A 19,221-nucleotide genomic window follows, 5' to 3' on the forward strand; every position below is an offset into this window, starting at 1 on the left:
CGGCCGACGGTACGGCGGCGCGACGGCGCACACCCCGGTTGTTCGCGACCGGCGCAAACCCGTGGCCGAACCGGTGATAAAGTGATATCACTTAGATATCCATATATGCCCGACGACAAGGGGACGCCCGATGATCGACACCCAGCAGGCCACGATTGACCCACAGGTCGAGCCGCCGGCGAGCACACCGGTCGGACACTCCGGGATCCGGGTGGACGTTGACGAGCACCCGGCCTGGGCGGTCAGCGGGTTCCTGGCCCTATTGGGGGCGCTGGCCATGCTGGGCGTCACCGTCTGGCAGGTGATCGTCATCGTCGATGCCGCTACGAAGGGCATGTCGCTCACCATGCCGATCACCATCGCGGTCGTCGCGTTCGTGCTGATGCTGCTGCTGGTGATCCCGATGGTGGTCATCGCTCCCGGCGAGACCCGGGTGGTTCAGTTCTTCGGCCGCTACATCGGCACGGTCCGCCGCACCGGCCTGACCTGGGTGGTGCCGCTGTCCACCCACCGGCGGGTGTCGGTGCGGGTACGCAACTTCGAGACGAACACGCTCAAGGTCAACGACGCCGACGGCAACCCCGTGGAGATCGCCGCGATCGTCGTCTGGCAGGTGGCGGACACCGCCAAGGCCGTGTTCGCCGTCGACGACTACGAGAACTTCGTCTCCGTCCAGTCCGAGTCCGCGCTGCGGCACGTCACCACCACCCACCCCTACGACGATTCGAATGAGCACGCCACCTCGCTGCGTGGATCCACCGACATCGTCTCCGCCGAGCTGGCCTACGAGGTGGCGCAACGAATCTCGGTCGCCGGGGTGGAGATCATCGAGGTCCGGATCAGCCACCTGGCCTACGCCGCGGAGATCGCCCAGGCCATGCTGCAGCGGCAGCAGGCCGGCGCGATCGTGGCCGCCCGTACCCGGATCGTGGACGGTGCGGTCGGCATGGTGGAGATGGCCCTGGAGCGGCTGGAGCGCGAGGAGGTCGTCGTGCTCGACGACGAGCGCAAGGCCGCCATGGTGTCCAACCTGCTGGTCGTGCTGTGCGGTGACCAGAAGGCGACACCGGTCGTCAACACCGGCTCGCTCTACACCTGAGCCGGCGTGGCGCAGCGATCGGGCGGCAAACCGGAGCGACACGCCGTGTTGCTCCGGTTGGACCCGGCCGTGTACGACGCCCTGGCCCGATGGGCGGCCGACGACCTTCGCAGCGTGAACGCGCAGGTCGAGGTGCTGCTGCGGCGGGCCCTGGCGGAGGCCGGGCGGGCGCCAGTCAACCCGGCGCCGATTCCGCGGCGCGGGCGGCCCCGGGCCGAACCGGGACCGGGGCCGGGCTCGGCCGACTGAGGCGGAACCCCCGTTCCCAGCAGTGACCCGGACATAACTGGACGAGCGGCCTACACCGTCCGGTGATCGTCCGCAACGGGTGACGCGCGGCGGCCCGTGCATGCCGCAGGATGCCCCAATGCCAGGATCCTCACGGATGGATAGATTCATCCCCGACGACTGTCGGCCGCCCACCCGAAGGACGCAGCGATGAGTGAGGCTTGCCGAACGAATCATGAACACTCATCGGCGCTCGATTCCCGGCGTCCGAGCCTGCGAGGACGCCACCTGGAGGACGGTCGATGAGTGAGGCTTGCCGAACGAATCATGAACACTCATCGGCGCTCGATTCCCGGCGTCCGAGCCTGCGAGGACGCCACCTGGAGGATGGTCGATGAGCACCCTGGCCTGGATCATCTTCCTGATCCTGATTCTGCCCGCGATCGGCCTGCTGGTCTGGATCATCCTCGCCGCGTCGCTGATCCGGGTGCCATCCGGAAGCCTCGGCCTGGTCATGGCCCGCGGCAAGGCGACCGACCGGTCGTTGCCCCCCGGCGGGCACTTCGTTTTCGCGCTCCGCCGGGTCATCATCGAGGAGTACCCGTCGGTCGAGCTGGCGTATCGGGCCGACGGACTGGGTGACGCCGAACAGGTGGGGTTCAAACGGGTCCTCGGCGATCGCCGGGTCAGTCGCGGTGCATTCGACCGGTTGGAGGTGTCCGGGCCGACCCTGCAGGTCACCCTGGGCGATCGCACCGAGGCGACCGTTGTCGTCACGGTTCGCTTCCAGCTGCTCCCCGAGAACCTCAAGCAGGTGCACGAGCGGTACGGGCCCAACGGAGTCTTCGGCGTCGTCCGGGACGTCAGCACCCGAGCCGTCCTGAGCACGTTGGCCGAGCACCACGACGGGATCGAGCAGTTCTTCGGCGCTCAGCGCCGGGATTGCGAGCAGCGCCTGTCCACCGCGGTCCGCGACGCCCTGGAGGCCGACGGCATCGTGATGACGGGCTTCGTCCTGGGCGCCGTCGATCTGGGTCGGACCGGCGAGGTCGTCCAGGCCACCGTGCGGGCCCGGTACGAGCTGGAACGGGAGCGTGCCGAGGCCGAGACCCGCACCCTGCGCGCGCAGAACGACACCGATCTGCAGAAGCACGTGACCCCGAGCGACGACGCCTGGCGGTACCGGGAGACCGACCTGTGGCGGGAGCTGGTCGCTCGGACGGATGGGCTGAACGTCGCCGTCGCCGCCCGACCGCTGCCGGCGGCCACCCCCACGGTCGACCCGGCCGCCACCGCCCCGGTCGACCCGGCCGCCGATCCACTGACGGGCTCCGGGCTGGTCGACCTGGGTGGCCAGGACGACGCCGGTACCGGGTCATGACGGGTCGGCCGATCCTGCCCTGCCCGGAGCCGCACGGTGCCCGCCCGCTGGCCGCAGTCGGTGAGGCGGCGCGGTGAACGACGAGAAGACCTTCCTGGATCGGCTGCTCGAGATCGTCGCGGTCCTGCTGCTGGCGGTCACGACCTTGGGCACCGCGTGGTGCGGCTACCAGGCCTCGCAGTGGTCCGGGGTGCAGACCGACGACAACCGGGTCGAGGCCGAGCATCGGCTGGAGGGAAATCGGCAGTTCGGTCTGGCCGTCCAGACGATCAGCTACGACACCAACTTCATCGCCATCTACGCGCAGGCCGTGCAGGCCGGCAACACCGGCCTGGCCCAGTTCTACCGCCAGTCCCTGGCCCGGCCCGACTTCCTGCCCACGCTGGACAAGTGGGAGGCGCAGGTGGCCGCCGGTCAGGCACCGACCCCGCTGAGCCAGGACCAGGTGTATCTCGACACCCTGCGCGGCGGGTACCTCGATGCGCAGGCGCAGGCCGAGGCGTCCGCCGCCGAAGCCGTGCAGGCCGGCGAAAACGCTCAGCAGTACGTGCTGAACACCATCGTGCTGGCGGTCGCGCTGTTCTTCGCCGGGGTCACGTCGTCGTTCCGGTACAAGCCGGCCCGCGCGATGCTGATCATCCTGGCCCTCGCCACCCTGGCCTTCGCCGCATCGAGAGTGGCCGACCTGCCGATCGCCTAGTGCTGCAACCGGACTTCGTAATCTTGCGCGTGCTTGCGGCGGCCCTGGGCGATCGGGCCAGGACACTGGGCTGTCCCGGCGGGCCACCGCGATCTGGGCGCACACGGAGCGGCGGGCGTCGACCGGTTGACGGTCTGGATCAGTGTCGCGCGTTGGGACACCGCGAATGCGTCGGTGATCCGGGCCTGTCGGGCGCTGATCGCGGTCTTGAGTTGTTCCAGGGCGGTGATCTCGTCGATGAGTTCGGGGTCTGTGCCGTCGGTGTCGAGCGCGGCCAGTGTCGCGATCAACGCGACGGCCTGGTCGATGTTCGACATGTGTTCGATGGTAGCGAGACTCGCGGCCGTGGGTAACACGGTAAGTCCTGTTCAGATCGTCTTATTCAAACACCTTTCCCGCCCGCGAAGCGGGTCGAGAACTGCTACTGCAACGGAAGTTCGTGATCTCGGCGCGTCGGCGGTCGTGGCCGGCGCGGGCTTGCGCCTGTCGGCTCGAGGGCTGCCCACGGCGCAACCGCCCGATCGCATGGCCGCGCGACTCGAGTGGGGAGTTCTCCCGGCGCCGAACATGGGGAGCGGCTCCCGATGCCCGGCACGGTGCCGAAGCCGGACAGTGGTGCGCACACCGGCGACACGGGGTCGCCGGCAGCACCGAAGGAGCACTCCATGACGCGATTCCTGATCGAACGCGAGATCCCGGGCGCCTCGAAGCTGACCCGCGACGAGCTGGCGCTGATCTCACGGACCTCCAACGAGGCCGTCGCCTCCCTGGGCGTCCCCTACACCTGGGTGAACAGTTTCGTGGCCGGCGACAAGGTCTATTGCGTGCACGAGGCAGCGGACGCCGAGACCATCCTCGAGCACGCCCGGCGGGGCGGCTTTCCGGCCAACCTGGTGTCCGAGGTGGCCAACGAGTTCGGTCCGCAGACGGCCGCGGAGATGCCGGTCACGTGACCGTCACCAGCTGGCCGCGGGCGCCGCGGGCGGGGGTCGCACCGTTCGGTGTATCCCGGCCCGCCGGCCCGATCGAGGTGCGCACCGAGCAATCCGGCACCTCCGTCGTCGGCTTGCTCTCCGCGCCCTCCACCCGTGCTGGAGTGGTGGCCTCGCACGCTCGGCCGACCTACGCTTTCGGGGTGGAGCTGGTCGAACGGGACCGCTCACTGGCCACCCTTCGAGCGACGATCGAAGCGGCGCTCGCCGGTGACGGAGCCGGGGTCGCCGTCGTCGGTGAGCCCGGCATCGGCAAGTCGGCGCTGATCGCGGCCGCCTGCCGGGTCACCGCCGGCAACGGCGCCCCGGTCCGGATACTGCGGGCCAGCTGCGACCCGCTGAGCACCCCTCGCCCCCTCGGCCCGTTCCGGGACCTCGCCGTCGACGGCGGGTACGCCGCCACCGTCCGGCGGCACGACCTGCTGCTGTCCGAGATCTGCGAGCAGATCTTCGAGGCGGTGTCGTCCGAACCGACGGTCCTGGTCATCGAGGACCTGCACTGGGTGGATGCCGCCTCGGTCGACGTGCTCCGGTTCCTGACCCGCCGGGTCTCCACCCGACCGTTGGCGCTGCTGGTCAGCTACCGCGACCACGAGATCGAGCCGGGCCATTCCGCCCGCCCGCTGCTCGGCGACTTCGCGCGGCTGGACGCGTTGTGCACGCTGCGGCTGGACGCGCTCTCGGTGGCCGGCGTCAGCGAGCTGCTGGCCGACACCACGCTCGAGCCGTCCGTCGTGCACGCGTTGACCGGCGGCAACCCCTTCTTCGTGACCGAGGTGGCCAAAGACAGTGACCGGCCCCTGCCCAGCTCCGTCCGGGACGCCGTGCTGGCCCGCACGGCGGACGTGACCGCGGGCGACTTCGAAGTCCTGCAGCTCGTGGCCACCGCGCCGGACCGGCTCGACGACCGGGCCCTGCCGGCGCTGGGGGTCGACTTGCCCACCCTCCGGCGGCTGGACACCACCGGCCTGCTCACCCGCGGCCGGGACGGTCTGATGTTTCGACACGAACTCGCCCGGCAGGCGGTCGAGAGCACTATCCCGGCCGGCGGCGCGCCCCGGCTGCACGCCCGGCTGGTCGCCGCCCTGGAGCAGATCGAGCCACCGGACCCCGCCGTGCTGACCCACCACGCGGTCGGCGCCCGTGACGCCGCCCGGGCCGCCCGCTACGCGCAGGAGGCGGCCCGGCAAGCGACCGGGGCCGGCTCGCACACCGAGGCGGTGGCGTTCTACCGGATCGCCCTGGACCATTTGATCGGCGCCTCGGCCGGTGAACGCGCTCGGCTGCTGTTCCAGCTGGGCTTCGAGCAGTACATGACGAACAAGTTGGTCGACGCGATCGCCACCGTCAGCGCCACGTTTCCGCTCTGGCCGGAGGCCGGCGACCCGGACGGATTGGCCGCCGCGCACGACGCCGTCGCGGTGTTCGAGTACTACAACGCCCGCCGACGGCACGCCGAACAGCACGCCGACCGGGCGACCGCCATCGCCGGGACGTCCGGCAAGGAACTGACCTACGGAGTGGTGCGCGCCACCCGCGGCTATCTGGCCTACATGCGCAACGACTTCGATCTGGCGGTGACCTGCTATGACGACGCCGACCGCATCGCCTGCACCGAGCACAACGACGCGCTGGACATCCGGACCCGGTTGATCCGCGCGGCGGCCGACCTGGCCGGCGGGGACGAGGGAGCCCGCAGCCGGGTGGCCGACGTCATCGAGGACGCCCGCACCCACAACCTCGACGAACTCGCCTCCACCGGCTATTCCAACCTGGCCAACCTGGATGTGGAGCAGCGCCGGCTGCGGGACGCGCAGCACGTCCTGGAGCAGAGCCTGCCGTTCACCACGGAGCGGGACATTCCGATCTGCCGGCAGTGGCAGACCGGGGTGCGTTCGCGGTTGCACTTCGCCCGGGGCCACTGGAGCGCCGCCCTGGAGGACGCCGCGTTCGTGCTCGACGGCGATGGCATGCCGCTGGCCATGGTCTGGCCGCTCCTGGTCTCGGGTCTGGTGCCGCTGCGGCGCGGCGGCGAGACGCCGGCCGGCGTCCCCGATCCGTTGGACGCCGCGTGGGAACTCGGCGGCACCATCGACGAGCCGCTGCGCCGCCTGGCCGTGCTCTCCGCGCTGGCCGAACGGATGTGGATGACCCAGATCCCGGACGCCAGGGTGACCGAGATCGCCCCCGAGCAGCTGCAACACTGCACCCGGATCGACGGGACGTCCTGGGCCGCGGGCGATCTGGCCGTGTGGCTGACCCGGCTGGGGGTACCTGCGCCGGTCCTGCCGACGGTCGCCGAACCCTTCCGGCTCATGCTGGACGGACGGGCCGACCGCGCCGCGTCCTGGTGGCACCGCACCGGCGAACCGTTCGCCGAGGCGTTGGCCTGGTCGGATTCGACGGAGCCGGCCGACCGGATCCGGGCGGTCGAGATGCTCGACCAGCTGGGCGCGGTCGGCACGGCGGACAGGGTCCGGGGGGCGCTGCGCCGGGACGGAGTCACGCAGGTGCCGGCCCGGCCGCGGTTGAGCACCCGGTCGAACCCGGCCGGGCTGACCAACCGTCAGCTCGACGTCGCCAAGCTGGTGGCCCGCGGATTCACCAACGCCGAGATCGCCAATCGGCTGTTCATCTCACCCAAGACCGCCGATCATCACGTGTCGGCCCTGCTCACCAAGCTCGGCGTGGCCAACCGGCGGGCCGTCGTGGTCCAGGCCGACGAGCTGGGCCTGACCTGATCCTGCGACCCGTCGGCCACGCCGAGCACAGGCCGACGTCAAGCACACACCATGCACGTGACGCGATCGACTGGTAGCACTATGTGATGACCCGCGATCGGCGCTTCAGCATCCGGCCGCCGGCCGGACGGTTCCAAGGCCCGCGCCCTCCCTGCTGGATCGTGTTGGCCATGGTTTCGGGCATCCTCATCGCGGCTGCATCCGGCCCTGCCTGGGCGGCGCCCCTGCGGTCTCAGGCGTCGGAGTCGGTGGCGGTCGCCGGTGCTGCAACGTGCTCGGTGAACCAGAGCGGTGCGGCGGAACCGGTCCCAGCGCGCGGAGCCGCTGCCGTCCGCACCATGATCGGCGTCGCGCGAACGATGGGTGTCCCGATCAAAGGTCAGATCATTGCTGTGATGGTGATGCTGCAGGAGTCCTCGATTCGAAACCTTGCCAACGACGGAACGAGTCCGAGCCTCAACTGGCCCTCGCCGGGTCGCGCCTACTGGCTCAGTGTGGTGAAGCTGTCATTGAAATACCCGCACGACAAGTTCGGCTCCCTCGACGGCGCCCACGACACCGACTCGATCGGCCTGTTTCAGCAACGGCCCGCATGGGGCTGGGGCGACTACGGGGACAGCACCGGCCGGACCGACCCCGAGGGAGCGGTGCAGAGGCTGCTGGACCCACGCTGGGAGTCGATGGCCTTCTTCGGCGGGACTCGAAGTGCAGCACCTAATCTCGGGCTCTTGGATGTCAACGGCTGGCAGACCATGGCGCCGACCGACGCTGCCGAGGCCGTGCAGGGAAGTACGCAGGGCGACCTCTATGCGAAATGGGAGGCGCTGGCGACCAGCTACGTCCAGCAGAATCAGGACGCGCCGGCAATCGCGCTGCCGTGGGCGGCCTATCCGGCGGGCGGTCGCGGTTCGATGGCCTGCACCAGCGTCCCCGTCGACCCCGGCCTGGGCGAGGCCGGTCATAATCCGTTCGGGACCCTGGACGCGGCCGGCGCCCAGGATGGCCAGATCCGGGTCGCCGGATGGTCGTTCGATCCCGACGCGGTCAACGGCGTCGTGGAGATCCGGGTCTCGGACACCGGCCCCTCCGGCGCCACCCGAACGATCGGAGGGCTGGCCAACCTGCCCCGCGATGACGTCGCCAGTTTCTACAACATCGTCGGCAAGTACGGTTTCGACATCGTCCTGCCGGCTGCGGCAGTAGGTGCACATTCCGTCTGCGTGTCGGCGGTCAACATCGGGCGTGGGTCCGGCGACAAGGATCTGGGCTGCCGGACCATCATCATCCTCGGCCCGTTCAGCGGCTGCGACGGCGATCCGAACAACCCGACGCCCAGCGGGGTGGCGGCCGCCCGCACGTCGTCCGGGGTCTCGGCATTCGTTCGTGGTGGCGATGACGCAGTCTGGATGACCAACCCGGACTCGGACGAGGGATACCGGTCCCTCGGCGGTTCGATCATGTTCGGACCCGCGGCGACGTCATGGGCTGGAAGTCGACTCGACGTCTTCGTGGTCGGTACCGACCAGGCGCTGTACCACGCCGCGGGAACCGATGGCGGCGCCTGGAGCGGCTGGGAGGGCCTGGGCGGGAGACTGACGGCGCAACCGGCCGTCATTTCCCTCGCACCCGGCACCTTGGACGTCTTTGGCCGGGGAACCGACGGTCAGGTGTGGACGATCGGCTGGACCGGCGCCCGATGGACGTCGTGGACGCCCGCGGGCGGGGTTCTCCGGTCCGGTCTCGGTGGCGCCGCGGATCCGGATTCGGCTCGGGCCACGGTGGGTGCGCGTGGGCCGGCCGGTGAGGTGATCGTCTTCCGGTTCGGCGCCGGCGGGCCTCAGGGGTCGGCACCCCTGGGGACGCCGGCGTGTTCGGGGCCGGCGTTCGCCACTCGATCCGGTGACGGGGACCAGGTCGCCGTGGCGTTCCGCGATTGGAGCAGAGGGCTCACGATCTCCGGCACACCGGTCGGTGGCGTCATCACCTCGTCGCCCGCTCTGATCCAGGATCCGGCCGGACCGGGGGTGTCGGCCCTCGCCCGCGGCGCCGACAACGCCTTGTGGATCTACCGCGGTGCCCCCGGCTCCGGGGGTTGGTCGAGCCTGGGCGGCTATCTCCACTGACGGAGCGCGCCGCCGGCCGGCTTCCGGTCAGCGGCGCGGCCTGCGCCACGCGACGATCGCGGTGCCCGGCTGCTGCCAGGGCACCACGTCCCGGCGCAGCCCGGCGATGGCGTTGGCGGCGGCGTTGGCCGCGTCCATCCGGGCCCCGAGCAGGTCGTCCTGCAGTTCGGCGACCTGTTCGGTCAGCTCGGCGATCCGCGACCGCAGCGCGTCGACCTGGGACTCCAGTTCGATGATCCGCCGGATGCCGGCGCGGTTGACGCCCTCGTCCTGACTCAACCGCTGCACCTCGCGGAGCAGCTCGATGTCCCGGTGCGAGTAGCGCCGGCCGCCGCCGGCGGTGCGGCCGGGCGAGACGAGACCCTCGCGGTCGTAGGACCGCAGGGTCTGCGCGTGCATCCCGGCCAGCTGCGCCGCCACCGAGATGACGAACAGCGGCGCGTCCATCTCGAAGCCGGGCCCGGTCCGGTCGCCGCCGGAACCGGGCCCGCCGCGGGGTCGGGTCATGACGAGTTCCCGGTGACGGCGCCGTCCCGCGAGCGCAGCGCCCGGGTGATGGCCTCCCGCGGGTCGGCGGTCTGCGCCTGCGCGAACGACTCCAGCGCATCCTTGGCTGCGCCCGAGAGCTTCTGCGGCACCGCCACATCCACGCTGACGATCAGATCGCCGGTGACGCCCTTGCGGGTCACCCCGGCGCCCTTGACCCGGAACTTGCGGCCGTTCGACGTGCCCGCCGGCACCCGGAGGCTCACCGATCCGGAGAGCGTCGGCACCGTCAGTGTGGTGCCCAGCGCCAGCTCCGGGAAAGTGACCGGCACGGTCAGGGTCAGGTTGTCCCCGTTCCGGCCGAACAGTTCGTCCGGCGTCACGTGCACGACGACGTACAGGTCGCCGTTCGGCCCGCCGCCCGGACCGGGCTCGCCCTTGCCGGCCAGCTTGATCCGCTGCCCGTCCGAGACCCCCGCGGGAATGCGGGTGGTCAGCCTGCGGGTCTGCAGGACCGTCCGCTCGCCGTGACAGGTCGGGCACGGGTCGTCGATGATCGACCCCGTCCCGTGGCAGTTCGCGCACGGTTCGGAGAACGCGAACGACCCCTGGTTGCGAGTGGTCAGGCCGGTCCCGTGACAGACCGGGCACTCGCGGGGCGACGTGCCCGGTTTGGCGCCGATCCCGTGACAGGTGGGGCAGGTGGACCGCTCGGTGATGCCCAGCGGCACCGTCACCCCGTTGACCGAGTCGGCGAAGCCGATCCGAACCTCGGTCTCCAGATCCGCGCCCTTCTGCGGGCGCATCCGGGCTCCGCCCGGCGCACCCGCTCCGCCACGATTGAACAGTCCGCCGAACAGGTCGCCGAGGCCACCCATGCCGCCGGCACCGGCACCCATCCCGCCGCCCTGCGATGCGTTGCGGAACAGGTCGTTCATATCGAAGCCACCGGCACCCGCCGGCCCGCCGCCACCCGCGCCGCCGAAGCCACGGAACGCGCCGGACGCCATCAGGTTCCGAGCCTCGTCGTACTCCTTGCGCTTCTCGGTGTCGGAGAGCACGTCATAGGCCTCGGAGACCGCCTTGAACCGCTCCTCGGCCTGCTTGTTGCCCGGGTTCTTGTCCGGGTGCAGGTCCCGGGCAAGCTTGCGGTAGGCCTTCTTGATCTCGTCGCCGGACGCGGTCTTCGTGACGCCCAGCTCCTTGTAGAAGTCCTTCTCGTAGTAATCCTTGGCGCTCACCCGGAACCTCCCTTCTGTCTCATGTTCCGGTGGCCGGGGGTCAGGCGGACGCACCCGATTCGGGTGCCCCGGCCTCATGCTCCGGCCCGGTGACGACGACGACCGCCGGCCGCAGCAGCTTCCCGGCGAAGGAGTAGCCGCTCCGGAACACGGTGGTGACGGTCGGCTCGGTCACCTCGGTCGAGGTGCCGAACTGCACCGCCTCGTGCACCGCCGGGTCGAAATGATCGCCCACCTTGCCGGACGGCTCCAGGCCGAGCTTGGTCACCGCGGCGACCAACTTGTCGGCGACCGCGCCGAACGACCCGGTCAGGTCACCGTGCGCGCGCGCCCGGTCCAGGTCGTCCAGGACCGGTAGCAGCTCGAGCACGACGGTCGACTTCGCCGCCGCCGCCTGGGCCTCCCGATCCCGGTCGACCCGACGCCGGTAGTTGGCGTACTCGGCGGTGATCCGCTGCAGGTCGGCGGTCCGCTCGGCCGCCTCCTGCCGGGCCAGGTCCAGCTCGGCCGCGGACAGGTCGAGGCTCAGCGGCTGCGCCGAGCTGTCCTGGTCGGCCGTGTTGGCCGGGTCGGGCACCGCGTGCCGGCCGGCCCCCGGGAAGGGGCCGGTACCCGCCTGCGGGCCGGCCGCTTCGGCCGGCCCGGCGGCACCCGGGTCCCGGACCGCGCCGGTGGTCGGGTCAACGCGACGGTTGTCCCGAATCACCGGCTCCTCGTGGTTCCCGTGCGGTCCGGTCACTTCTTGTCGCCCTCGTCCACGATCTCGGCGTCGACGATTTCCTCCTCCTGCGCACCGGGACCGGAGTCCGGTCCACCGGGCGCACCGGCAGCGTTCGCGTCGGCCTGGGTCTGCGCGTAGAGCGCCGAACCGAGCTGCTGCGACTCGTTGGCCAGCTCCTCGACCGCGGACTTGATCGCCGCGACGTCGGTGCCCTTGAGTGCCTCGTTCACCTTGTTGATGCAGCCCTGCACCCGCTCCTTGGGGTCCTCGGGCAGCTTCTCGTCGTTGTCCTTGATGAATTTCTCGGTCTGGTAGACGAGCGCCTCGGCCTGGTTGCGGACCTCGGCCTCCTCGCGGCGGGCCTTGTCGTCCTCGGCGTGCGCCTCGGCCTCCCGCATCATCCGGTCGATGTCATCCTTGGGCAGCGCGGAGCCGCCGGTGATCGTCATCGACTGCGTCTTGCCGGTGCCCATGTCCTTGGCGGACACGTGCACGATGCCGTTGGCGTCGATGTCGAAGGTGACCTCGATCTGCGGCACGTTGCGCGGCGCCGGCGGCAGGCCGGTCAGCTCGAACATGCCCAGACGCTTGTTGTAGGCCGCAATCTCGCGCTCGCCCTGGTAGACCTGGATCTGCACGGACGGCTGATTGTCCTCGGCCGTGGTGAAGATCTCGGACCGCTTGGTCGGGATCGTGGTGTTGCGCTCGATCAGCTTGGTCATGATGCCGCCCTTGGTCTCGATGCCCAGGGACAGCGGGGTGACGTCCAGCAGCAGCACGTCCTTGACCTCGCCGCGCAGCACACCGGCCTGCAGAGCAGCTCCGACCGCCACCACTTCATCAGGGTTCACACCCTTGTTCGGCTCCTTGCCGCCGGTCAGCTCCTTGACCAGGTCGGTGACCGCCGGCATCCGGGTGGAACCGCCGACCATCACGACGTGATCGATGTCGCCGACCTTGACGCCGGCGTCCTTGATCACCTGATGGAACGGGTTGCGGGTGCGGTCCAGCAGATCGGAGGTGATCTTCTGGAACTCGGCGCGGGACAGCGTCTCGTCCAGGAACAGCGGGTTCTTCTCCGCGTCCACCGTGATGTACGGCAGGTTGATGGACGTCTGCTGGCTCGAGGACAGCTCGATCTTGGCCTTCTCGGACGCCTCGCGGATGCGCTGCATGGCCATCTTGTCGCGGGTCAGGTCGATGCCGTGGGCCGCCTTGAACTTGTCGACCAGCCACTTGACGACGCGCTCGTCCCAGTCGTCACCGCCGAGCTTGTTGTCGCCGGCGGTCGCCTTGACCTCGACGACGCCGTCGCCGATCTCCAGCAGGGACACGTCGAACGTGCCACCACCGAGGTCGAAGACCAGGATGGTCTGCTCCTTCTCGCCCTTGTCCAGGCCGTAGGCCAGGGCCGCGGCGGTCGGCTCGTTGACGATGCGCAGGACGTTCAGGCCCGCGATCTCGCCGGCCTCCTTGGTGGCCTGCCGCTGCGAGTCGTTGAAGTACGCGGGAACGGTGATCACCGCGTCGGCGATGGACTCACCGAGGTAGGACTCCGCGTCACGCTTGAGCTTGCCGAGCACCCGCGCGCTGATCTCCTGCGCGGTGTAGGTCTTGCCGTCGATGTCCGGCGACTTCCAGGTGGTGCCCATGTGGCGCTTGACCGACCGGATGGTCCGATCGACGTTGGTGACGGCCTGGCGCTTGGCGACCTCGCCCACCAGAACCTCGCCGTTCTTGGCAAAGGCCACGATCGACGGCGTCGTCCGGGCGCCTTCGGCGTTGGCGATGACGGTCGGCTCGCCGCCCTCCAGGACGGCGACGACCGAGTTGGTGGTACCGAGGTCGATACCGACGGCACGGGACATGCAATTTCCTCCTGCACACTCCCCGACGGAGCCAACTCCGTCGGGTGATCTGGTGGCGGGCCCGGTCGGGCCTCGCCGTTCGTCTTCTTTTGTTGTCCGGACTCCCAGGCGACGATGCCTGCGGATCCCAGGGTTGTCAAGCTGGTGTCAAGGGACTTGCGTCTGTTCGACTCAACTTTACTGCCCGGTCCAACAGGTGGTCCCGGTGATCTATTCCGGCCGACCGAGTCACATCGGATTCCCATCGTGGCGGCCGTTGGCCACGCCGGTGCGGTGGTGCTCGGCTCGGCGGTGCTCGGCTCGGCGGTGCTACGACGCGGCCGCACCCGCGCTGCCGACCCGGCCGCACCAGCGGCAACGCCGACGCCCCGCAGGCAACTCCTGTCCAGCGAACCGGACGCCTGGTCGATGGGGAGTTCGGTTCGCTGATGAGGAGTTCGGACCCGCGGCCCCCGGTCCGCGCGGGAGGCCGCCGGGCCGGGGTTGACAGCACCTCCATGTCGTTCTAGCCTTTAATCAATCAAGTGATTGATAAAGAGATCGGTTGATCAGTGATCGTGGATCCCTCCTCCGACGACAGGCTCGACCGGGCCTTCATGGCCCTGGCCGATCCGGTGCGCCGGCGGATGATCGCCCGGCTCTCTCGCGGGCCGGCCACGGTCAACGAACTGGCCGAACCCTTCGCCATCACGAAACAGGCCGTTTCCAAACACATCCAGGTGCTCGAGCAGGCCAACCTGGTCACCCGCACGCGGGACGCACAACGCCGGCCCGTCCACCTCAACGCGGCGCAGCTCGAGGCGCTGACCGCCTGGATCGACCGGTACCGGCTGATCCACGAACAGCAGTTCCGCAACCTGGACGCGCTCCTCGCGCGGACCGACACTGAGAGGAAGGAACCGTCATGACCAATTCCGTGCGGATCACCGCCCCCGAGGGCGTGCCGTTCATCGACATCGTGCGCGAGTTCGACGCCCCCGTCGACGCCCTGTTCCGCGCGCACGCCGAACCCGAATTGGTCCGACAGTGGCTGGGCCCCAACGGCTACGAGATGGACATCGAGCAGTGGGAATTCACCACCGGCGGCCGGTACCGGTACGTCCACAAGGACGGCAAGGGTGGCGAGTACAAGTTCAACGGCGTGTTCCACGTGGTCCGCGAGAACGACTTCGCGATCCAGACCTTCGAGTTCGAGGGCTTCCCGGACGTGGTGGCCATCGAATCGCTGACCTTCACCGACCTCGGCGACGGCCGGACCCGGCTGACCATCCACAGCGTGTATCCCGCACTCGAGGCGCGCGACGGCATGGTGGCCAGTGGCATGGAGACCGGCGTGACCGAGGGTTACGACCGGCTCGAGAAACTGGCGGCCGGGCTCTGATTCCCGCCGAGCAACGACACTGATTCTCGCCAAACAACGGAAGGAAACGTCATGGACTGGACCCTGGAAGTCGTCCTGCTACCGGTCGCCGACCTCGATCGGGCGATCGAGTTCTACCGGGACAAGATCGGTTTCGATCTCGACCACGACACCGAGAACGAGCACATGCACGTCGCCCAGCTCACCCCGCGCGGGTCCGGCTGCTCGATCGTGGTGGGCAATCTGCCGGGGCAGAATGAGATGGCGCCCGGCTCGATGCGCGGCCTGCAACTGGTGGTGGCCGACGCCGCCGCGGCCCGGGCCGAGCTGATCGGTCGCGGCGTCGAGTGCGCCGAGATCAGCGTGTTCGACGAACGGGACGGCGGGACATTCTTCGGGTTCGCCGACCCGGACGGCAACACCTGGGCCGTGCAGCAGATCAAGGCCCGGGCCGACAAGCCACTGATCCCGCACGACGCCCGCGGTCGCTTCGGCGCCTGAGCCATCCCATCCCATCCCAGAACGGAGTTCACGTCATGCCTGCCCAGGTCCCTTGTCTATGGTTCGACGGCCAGGCGGAGCCGGCCGCCCGCCTGTACACCGAGGTCTTCCCCAACTCCACGATCGACGGCATCACCCACTACGGACCGGATACCCCCGGCACCGAGGGCAGCGTGCTCACCGTCGAGTTCACCCTCGACGGGACCAGGTATCTCGGGCTCAACGGTGGCCCGCACTTCACCTTCTCCGAGGCGATCTCCTTCCAGATCATGTGTGCCGACCAGGACGAGGTGGACCATTACTGGACGAAGCTGTCCGACGGCGGGGTGACGGATCAGTGCGGCTGGCTCAAGGACCGGTTCGGCCTGTCCTGGCAGGTCGTCCCGACCCGCCTGATGGAGCTGCAGCGCGACCCCGACCCGGAACGCGCCAACCGGGCGATGCAGGCCATGCTCAAGATGACCAAGCTCGACATCGCCGAACTGGAACGGGCCGCCGACGGGGGCTGACTCGCTTGGCCGCCTCACGCATCGACGCCGTCCGGCGGATCTTCACCCGGCCGCGCCGATGCCGGCTGCGGGATGTCGAAATCCGGTTCTGATGCCCGACGATCGGTTCGAAGGTCCACCCGGCACTGTGCGGTCCCACCGGGCAGCCGGTGCCGGAACCGGGCGACGAGCATGTACCCGCCGGCGGCGAGCCAGGACAGCGGCGGGTGGTCGATGAGCCACCCGGCCGTGCGCCAGCCGCGCCGCGGCTGGGCCGCCAGCACCGCCGCGACCGCCCGGTGTCCGCGCCGCAACGACCCGTCCGCGCCCACCCACCACGCCGCCGCCCGGGCCTGCGCCGGCGTGAGGCCGAACGTGCCGAGGTCGAGCAGCTGAAAGGGCTCGGTGGGCACGGGCTCCGGCAACCGGCCACCGAGGTCGACGCAGCGCTGACAGAATGCGCAGTCGCCGTCGTAGATGAGCAGCGGTCCCGTCACCTCTCCATCATGCGTCGTAGCATCGCGGCCATGACAGCGACGTCCGCATCGCCCGTCGTCGGACCCACCGCGGAACCGGGGAGAGGGCGGGCGTGAGCGTGCTACTGGAGGCGCTGAGCCGGGAGCTGCCGGCGGACCGGATGGTCACCGATCCCGATGTGCTGCAATCGCTCTCGTCCGACGAGGCGGAGTGGGCACCGGTCGGCCCGGCTGCCGTGGCGGTCCGCGCCCGGTCCGAGGCGGAAGTCGCGGCGGTGGTCCGGATCGCCGCCGACCTCGGTACCCCGATCGTGCCTCGCGGCGCCGGCACGGGCCTGTCCGGCGGCGCCAACGCCGTGGACGGCTGCGTCATCCTCGATCTGTCCAGGATGACGGCCATCCGCGAGGTCGACGTCGACAACCTCACCTGCGTGGTCGAGCCGGGGGTCGTCAACAACGACCTGAAGGCCGCCGTCGCCGAACATGGCCTGTGGTACCCGCCGGACCCGGCCAGCGCGCCGTGGTCGACGATCGGCGGGAACACCGCCACCAACGCCGGTGGCCTGTGTTGCCTGAAGTACGGCGTCACCCGCGACTACGTGCTCGGCCTGCGGGCAGTGGTCGGCGGACCGGCCGGCTACGGCACCACGGCGTGGCTGGGCCGGCGCACCACCAAGGGCGTGGCCGGATACGACATCGCCGGACTGATGGTCGGTTCCGAGGGCACGCTGGGCGTCATCACCGAGATCACCCTGCGGTTGCGGCCGGCCGTCAGGGGTGTACCCCGCACGGTCGTGGGCGCGTTCAGCCAACTGGTCGACGCCGGACGGGCGGTCGCCCTGGTCACCCGGCTGGGTTTGACCCCGTCCGCCCTGGAACTGCTCGACCGGACCTGCTTGGCCGCCGTCAACGAGTGGAAGAACCTGGGCATCGAGGCGGACGCCGCCGTGCTGCTGCTCGCCCGGATCGACACTCCCGGCGAGGCCGGGCATCTCGAGGCGACCGCGATGGCCGAGGCCTTCGAGCGGGCCGGCGCGCTCTGGGCCGCCCAGTCCACCGACGACATCGAGGCCGAGGCACTGTTCGATGCCCGCCGGCTCGCCTATCCGGCCCTGGAGCGCCTGGGCCCTGTCCTCACCGAGGACATCTGCGTGCCCCGATCGGCGCTGCCGACCATGCTGGCCGCGATCGAGCGCATTGCTGCGGGGCATCGGGTCCGAATCGCGACGATCGCGCACGCCGGGGATGGCAACCTGCACCCGTTGATGCTCACCGAGCCCGGCGACGATGACGCCCGGCGGCGCAGCCAGCAGGCGTTCGAGGAGATGATCGATTCCGCCATCGAGTTGGGCGGGACGGTGACCGCCGAGCACGGCGTCGGCCTGCTCAAGCGGCGCGGCCTGGTCGCGGAACTGGACCCGGCCTCGCTCACCTTGCAGCGGGCGATCAAGGGCGCGCTCGACCCGCTTGACCTGTTCAACCCGGGCAAGGTCCTGTGACCGGAGCACGGATCAGCTGCGGAACTTCGGCCGGGCTCAGAGCCGCTGATATTCCGCAGCCGGTCACCGCCGGCGCCGACCCGCGCAGCCGGTCACCGCCGTCAGTCCTGCTCGCCCACCCGCATCCGTGCGTAGAAGCCCTCGATGTGCTTTTCCAACTCGTCGGCCGCCCGCGGCCCGTCGGCGTCGGCCAAGGCGCGGTAGATCGCGTGGTGATCGGCCCGCAGCCCGTCCCGGACTTCCGGCCAGTCCCCGGAATGTTCGAGTGTGCCGAGGATGTCGCTCCGAATCGACTCCCGCACGGCCACCGTCAGATCGGCGACGAACTGGTTGCCGCCCGCTTCGGCGATCGCCACGTGGAATTCGGTGTCGAGTTCGTTGAAGCGGGCGCGGTCGATGCCGGGGTCGTCCATGGCCAGCAACGGAGCCTCGATGCGAGCCAGGAATTCCGGGGTGATGGCCTTCGCCGCCCCGAGCGCGCTGAAGCGTTCGAACATCACCCGGGCCTCTACGACGTCCGACAGCGGGAATGACGCCACCGCCAGGTGCACCCGGAGCAGCCTGGTCAAAGCGCCGGACGGTGCGGCCGTGACGATGGTGCCGGAATCGGCACCGGTCCCGACCGCCGACTTGACCACGCCCTGCGCCTGCAGGACGCGCAACGCCTCCCGCACCGCCGGCCGGGATGCGCCCAGCACGGTGGCGAGCTCGCGCTCCGGCGGCAACCGGTCCCCCGGCCGCAGGGTGCGGTTGATCAGCTGTTCCTCGATGCGCCGGAGCACCAGCTCGTAGGTCGGCACCCGTTGAACAGGGGCCCAGTCAGCCGGTGCCGCCATTGGCTCTCCTTTGCTCGGTCATCGGCCGGGCAGCCGGCTGCCGGATCTGCAGCCAACTTTTTCGACCAACGCTCTGGACAGCCTAGCAGCCATGCCATATGGTCCATACATTCTTTGGTCAGACCACACCCGAGACGCACTGACCACATCATTTCCCTGGAGGATCAATGGCGACCCCGTACACACCCGACGTCACCGCCGTCGGCGACAGTCTGTTCTTGACGGCGATGGTCTCGATCATCCCGTTGGCCGTGGTCTTCATCTTCCTTGGGATCTTGAAGACGAAGGCTCACATCGCCGCCCTCGCCGGCCTCGCCGCATCGGTCCTGGTGGCGATCGTGGCGTTCGGGATGCCGGTCGACCTGACCCTGCTGGGCGCCTCGCAGGGCATCCTGTACGGGTTGTTCCCGATCATGTGGATCGTGCTGGCCGCGATCTGGCTCTACGAGCTGACCGTGATCAGCGGCCGGTTCGAGGACCT

The 19,221-nt window shown here is 69.8% G+C and carries 20 protein-coding genes; 13 read left to right on the top strand and 7 right to left on the bottom strand.

Annotated features, from left to right (window positions below; all coding sequences use genetic code 11):
- Window positions 1–130: 130 nt before the first annotated feature.
- The 4 genes from ACILSK_RS19470 to ACILSK_RS19485 all read left to right on the top strand — a co-directional run bounded on the left by ACILSK_RS19470 (window position 131) and on the right by ACILSK_RS19485 (window position 3,408).
- On the top strand, window positions 131–1,099 hold the full coding sequence (locus ACILSK_RS19470) for an SPFH domain-containing protein (RefSeq protein WP_395728840.1): 969 nt from the start codon (window positions 131–133) through the stop codon (window positions 1,097–1,099).
- A 6-nt stretch (window positions 1,100–1,105) separates the two neighbouring features.
- The gene (locus tag ACILSK_RS19475; RefSeq protein ID WP_395728841.1) at window positions 1,106–1,348 is read left to right on the top strand and encodes a hypothetical protein; all 243 of its coding nucleotides are present in this window, start codon (window positions 1,106–1,108) and stop codon (window positions 1,346–1,348) included.
- A gap of 373 nt (window positions 1,349–1,721) precedes the next feature.
- Window positions 1,722–2,708, top strand: a complete 987-nt coding sequence (locus ACILSK_RS19480; protein ID WP_395728842.1) for an SPFH domain-containing protein — start codon at window positions 1,722–1,724, stop codon at window positions 2,706–2,708.
- Window positions 2,709–2,781: 73 nt separating this feature from the next.
- Window positions 2,782–3,408 carry a hypothetical protein gene (locus ACILSK_RS19485; protein WP_395728843.1) on the top strand — a complete coding sequence of 209 codons (627 nt, stop codon included), beginning with the start codon at window positions 2,782–2,784 and terminating at the stop codon, window positions 3,406–3,408.
- On the opposite strand, the gene ACILSK_RS19490 is transcribed toward ACILSK_RS19485, so the two are convergent.
- Window positions 3,405–3,725, bottom strand: a complete 321-nt coding sequence (locus tag ACILSK_RS19490) for a hypothetical protein (protein WP_395728844.1) — start codon at window positions 3,723–3,725, stop codon at window positions 3,405–3,407. The two genes, ACILSK_RS19485 and ACILSK_RS19490, sit on opposite strands and share 4 nt — an antisense overlap.
- Before the next feature lie 348 nt (window positions 3,726–4,073).
- Here ACILSK_RS19490 and ACILSK_RS19495 point away from each other — a divergent pair, with 348 nt between their 5' ends.
- The 3 genes from ACILSK_RS19495 (at window position 4,074) to ACILSK_RS19505 (ending at window position 9,264) form a co-directional block, all read left to right on the top strand.
- On the top strand, window positions 4,074–4,361 hold the full coding sequence (locus ACILSK_RS19495) for a DUF4242 domain-containing protein (protein WP_395728845.1): 288 nt from the start codon (window positions 4,074–4,076) through the stop codon (window positions 4,359–4,361).
- Window positions 4,358–7,141 carry a helix-turn-helix transcriptional regulator gene (locus ACILSK_RS19500; RefSeq protein ID WP_395728846.1) on the top strand — a complete coding sequence of 928 codons (2,784 nt, stop codon included), beginning with the start codon at window positions 4,358–4,360 and terminating at the stop codon, window positions 7,139–7,141. The genes ACILSK_RS19495 and ACILSK_RS19500 overlap by 4 nt, the downstream gene beginning before the upstream one ends.
- 395 nt (window positions 7,142–7,536) lie before the next feature.
- On the top strand, window positions 7,537–9,264 hold the full coding sequence (locus tag ACILSK_RS19505) for a hypothetical protein (RefSeq protein ID WP_395728847.1): 1,728 nt from the start codon (window positions 7,537–7,539) through the stop codon (window positions 9,262–9,264).
- A gap of 27 nt (window positions 9,265–9,291) precedes the next feature.
- Here ACILSK_RS19505 and ACILSK_RS19510 read toward each other — a convergent pair whose 3' ends face one another.
- From ACILSK_RS19510 to dnaK, 4 genes are read right to left on the bottom strand one after another with little or no spacing between them, the layout of a single operon-like run.
- A complete protein-coding gene (locus ACILSK_RS19510; RefSeq protein WP_395728860.1) occupies window positions 9,292–9,711 on the bottom strand; it encodes a heat shock protein transcriptional repressor HspR in 420 nt (139 codons plus the stop codon).
- A gap of 56 nt (window positions 9,712–9,767) precedes the next feature.
- Complete coding sequence (gene dnaJ / locus ACILSK_RS19515) at window positions 9,768–10,991, bottom strand: molecular chaperone DnaJ (protein ID WP_395728848.1); 1,224 nt, start codon at window positions 10,989–10,991, stop codon at window positions 9,768–9,770.
- Between the two features lie 40 nt (window positions 10,992–11,031).
- Window positions 11,032–11,730, bottom strand: a complete 699-nt coding sequence (gene grpE / locus ACILSK_RS19520) for a nucleotide exchange factor GrpE (protein ID WP_395728849.1) — start codon at window positions 11,728–11,730, stop codon at window positions 11,032–11,034.
- Entirely contained in the window at window positions 11,727–13,580 is a 1,854-nt protein-coding gene (gene dnaK, locus ACILSK_RS19525) for a molecular chaperone DnaK (protein ID WP_395728850.1), read from the bottom strand. The genes grpE and dnaK overlap by 4 nt, the downstream gene beginning before the upstream one ends.
- Before the next feature lie 551 nt (window positions 13,581–14,131).
- Here dnaK and ACILSK_RS19530 point away from each other — a divergent pair.
- The 4 genes from ACILSK_RS19530 to ACILSK_RS19545 are packed head-to-tail and all read left to right on the top strand — an operon-like array spanning window position 14,132 to window position 15,950.
- On the top strand, window positions 14,132–14,488 hold the full coding sequence (locus tag ACILSK_RS19530; RefSeq protein ID WP_395728851.1) for an ArsR/SmtB family transcription factor: 357 nt from the start codon (window positions 14,132–14,134) through the stop codon (window positions 14,486–14,488).
- The gene (locus ACILSK_RS19535) at window positions 14,485–14,961 is read left to right on the top strand and encodes an SRPBCC family protein (protein ID WP_395728852.1); all 477 of its coding nucleotides are present in this window, start codon (window positions 14,485–14,487) and stop codon (window positions 14,959–14,961) included. Before ACILSK_RS19530 ends, ACILSK_RS19535 begins: the two co-directional genes overlap by 4 nt.
- A 51-nt stretch (window positions 14,962–15,012) precedes the next feature.
- Window positions 15,013–15,441 (top strand): VOC family protein, encoded by a 429-nt coding sequence (locus tag ACILSK_RS19540; RefSeq protein WP_395728853.1) that lies wholly within the window; start codon window positions 15,013–15,015, stop codon window positions 15,439–15,441.
- Between the two features lie 35 nt (window positions 15,442–15,476).
- Complete coding sequence (locus tag ACILSK_RS19545; protein ID WP_395728854.1) at window positions 15,477–15,950, top strand: VOC family protein; 474 nt, start codon at window positions 15,477–15,479, stop codon at window positions 15,948–15,950.
- 14 nt (window positions 15,951–15,964) lie between these two features.
- Here ACILSK_RS19545 and ACILSK_RS19550 read toward each other — a convergent pair whose 3' ends face one another.
- Entirely contained in the window at window positions 15,965–16,426 is a 462-nt protein-coding gene (locus ACILSK_RS19550; RefSeq protein WP_395728855.1) for a thiol-disulfide oxidoreductase DCC family protein, read from the bottom strand.
- Window positions 16,427–16,524: 98 nt separating this feature from the next.
- On the opposite strand from ACILSK_RS19550, the gene ACILSK_RS19555 reads away from it, so the two are divergent.
- Window positions 16,525–17,904: an FAD-binding oxidoreductase gene (locus ACILSK_RS19555; RefSeq protein WP_395728861.1), complete on the top strand. Its 1,380-nt coding sequence runs from the start codon at window positions 16,525–16,527 to the stop codon at window positions 17,902–17,904.
- A gap of 101 nt (window positions 17,905–18,005) precedes the next feature.
- Here ACILSK_RS19555 and ACILSK_RS19560 read toward each other — a convergent pair whose 3' ends face one another.
- Window positions 18,006–18,740: a FadR/GntR family transcriptional regulator gene (locus tag ACILSK_RS19560; protein WP_395728856.1), complete on the bottom strand. Its 735-nt coding sequence runs from the start codon at window positions 18,738–18,740 to the stop codon at window positions 18,006–18,008.
- 167 nt (window positions 18,741–18,907) lie between these two features.
- On the opposite strand from ACILSK_RS19560, the gene ACILSK_RS19565 reads away from it, so the two are divergent.
- Window positions 18,908–19,221: L-lactate permease (locus ACILSK_RS19565; protein WP_395728857.1), on the top strand; the 314-nt coding region annotated here is incomplete at its 3' end.

This window comes from Nakamurella sp. (genome assembly GCF_044224575.1).
In the GTDB taxonomy this organism is placed as follows: domain Bacteria; phylum Actinomycetota; class Actinomycetes; order Mycobacteriales; family Nakamurellaceae; genus Nakamurella.

What these genes read in the sequence shown, in the direction of transcription:
- ACILSK_RS19470 (WP_395728840.1), top strand. Translation starts at nt 131, where the DNA reads ATGATCGACACCCAGCAGGCCACGATTGACCCACAGGTCGAGCCGCCG.
- ACILSK_RS19480 (WP_395728842.1), top strand. Translation starts at nt 1,722, where the DNA reads ATGAGCACCCTGGCCTGGATCATCTTCCTGATCCTGATTCTGCCCGCG.
- ACILSK_RS19490 (WP_395728844.1), bottom strand. Translation starts at nt 3,725, where the DNA reads ATGTCGAACATCGACCAGGCCGTCGCGTTGATCGCGACACTGGCCGCG.
- ACILSK_RS19495 (WP_395728845.1), top strand. Translation starts at nt 4,074, where the DNA reads ATGACGCGATTCCTGATCGAACGCGAGATCCCGGGCGCCTCGAAGCTG.
- ACILSK_RS19505 (WP_395728847.1), top strand. Translation starts at nt 7,537, where the DNA reads ATGGTGATGCTGCAGGAGTCCTCGATTCGAAACCTTGCCAACGACGGA.
- ACILSK_RS19510 (WP_395728860.1), bottom strand. Translation starts at nt 9,711, where the DNA reads ATGGACGCGCCGCTGTTCGTCATCTCGGTGGCGGCGCAGCTGGCCGGG.
- dnaK (WP_395728850.1), bottom strand. Translation starts at nt 13,580, where the DNA reads ATGTCCCGTGCCGTCGGTATCGACCTCGGTACCACCAACTCGGTCGTC.
- ACILSK_RS19535 (WP_395728852.1), top strand. Translation starts at nt 14,485, where the DNA reads ATGACCAATTCCGTGCGGATCACCGCCCCCGAGGGCGTGCCGTTCATC.
- ACILSK_RS19540 (WP_395728853.1), top strand. Translation starts at nt 15,013, where the DNA reads ATGGACTGGACCCTGGAAGTCGTCCTGCTACCGGTCGCCGACCTCGAT.
- ACILSK_RS19545 (WP_395728854.1), top strand. Translation starts at nt 15,477, where the DNA reads ATGCCTGCCCAGGTCCCTTGTCTATGGTTCGACGGCCAGGCGGAGCCG.
- ACILSK_RS19560 (WP_395728856.1), bottom strand. Translation starts at nt 18,740, where the DNA reads ATGGCGGCACCGGCTGACTGGGCCCCTGTTCAACGGGTGCCGACCTAC.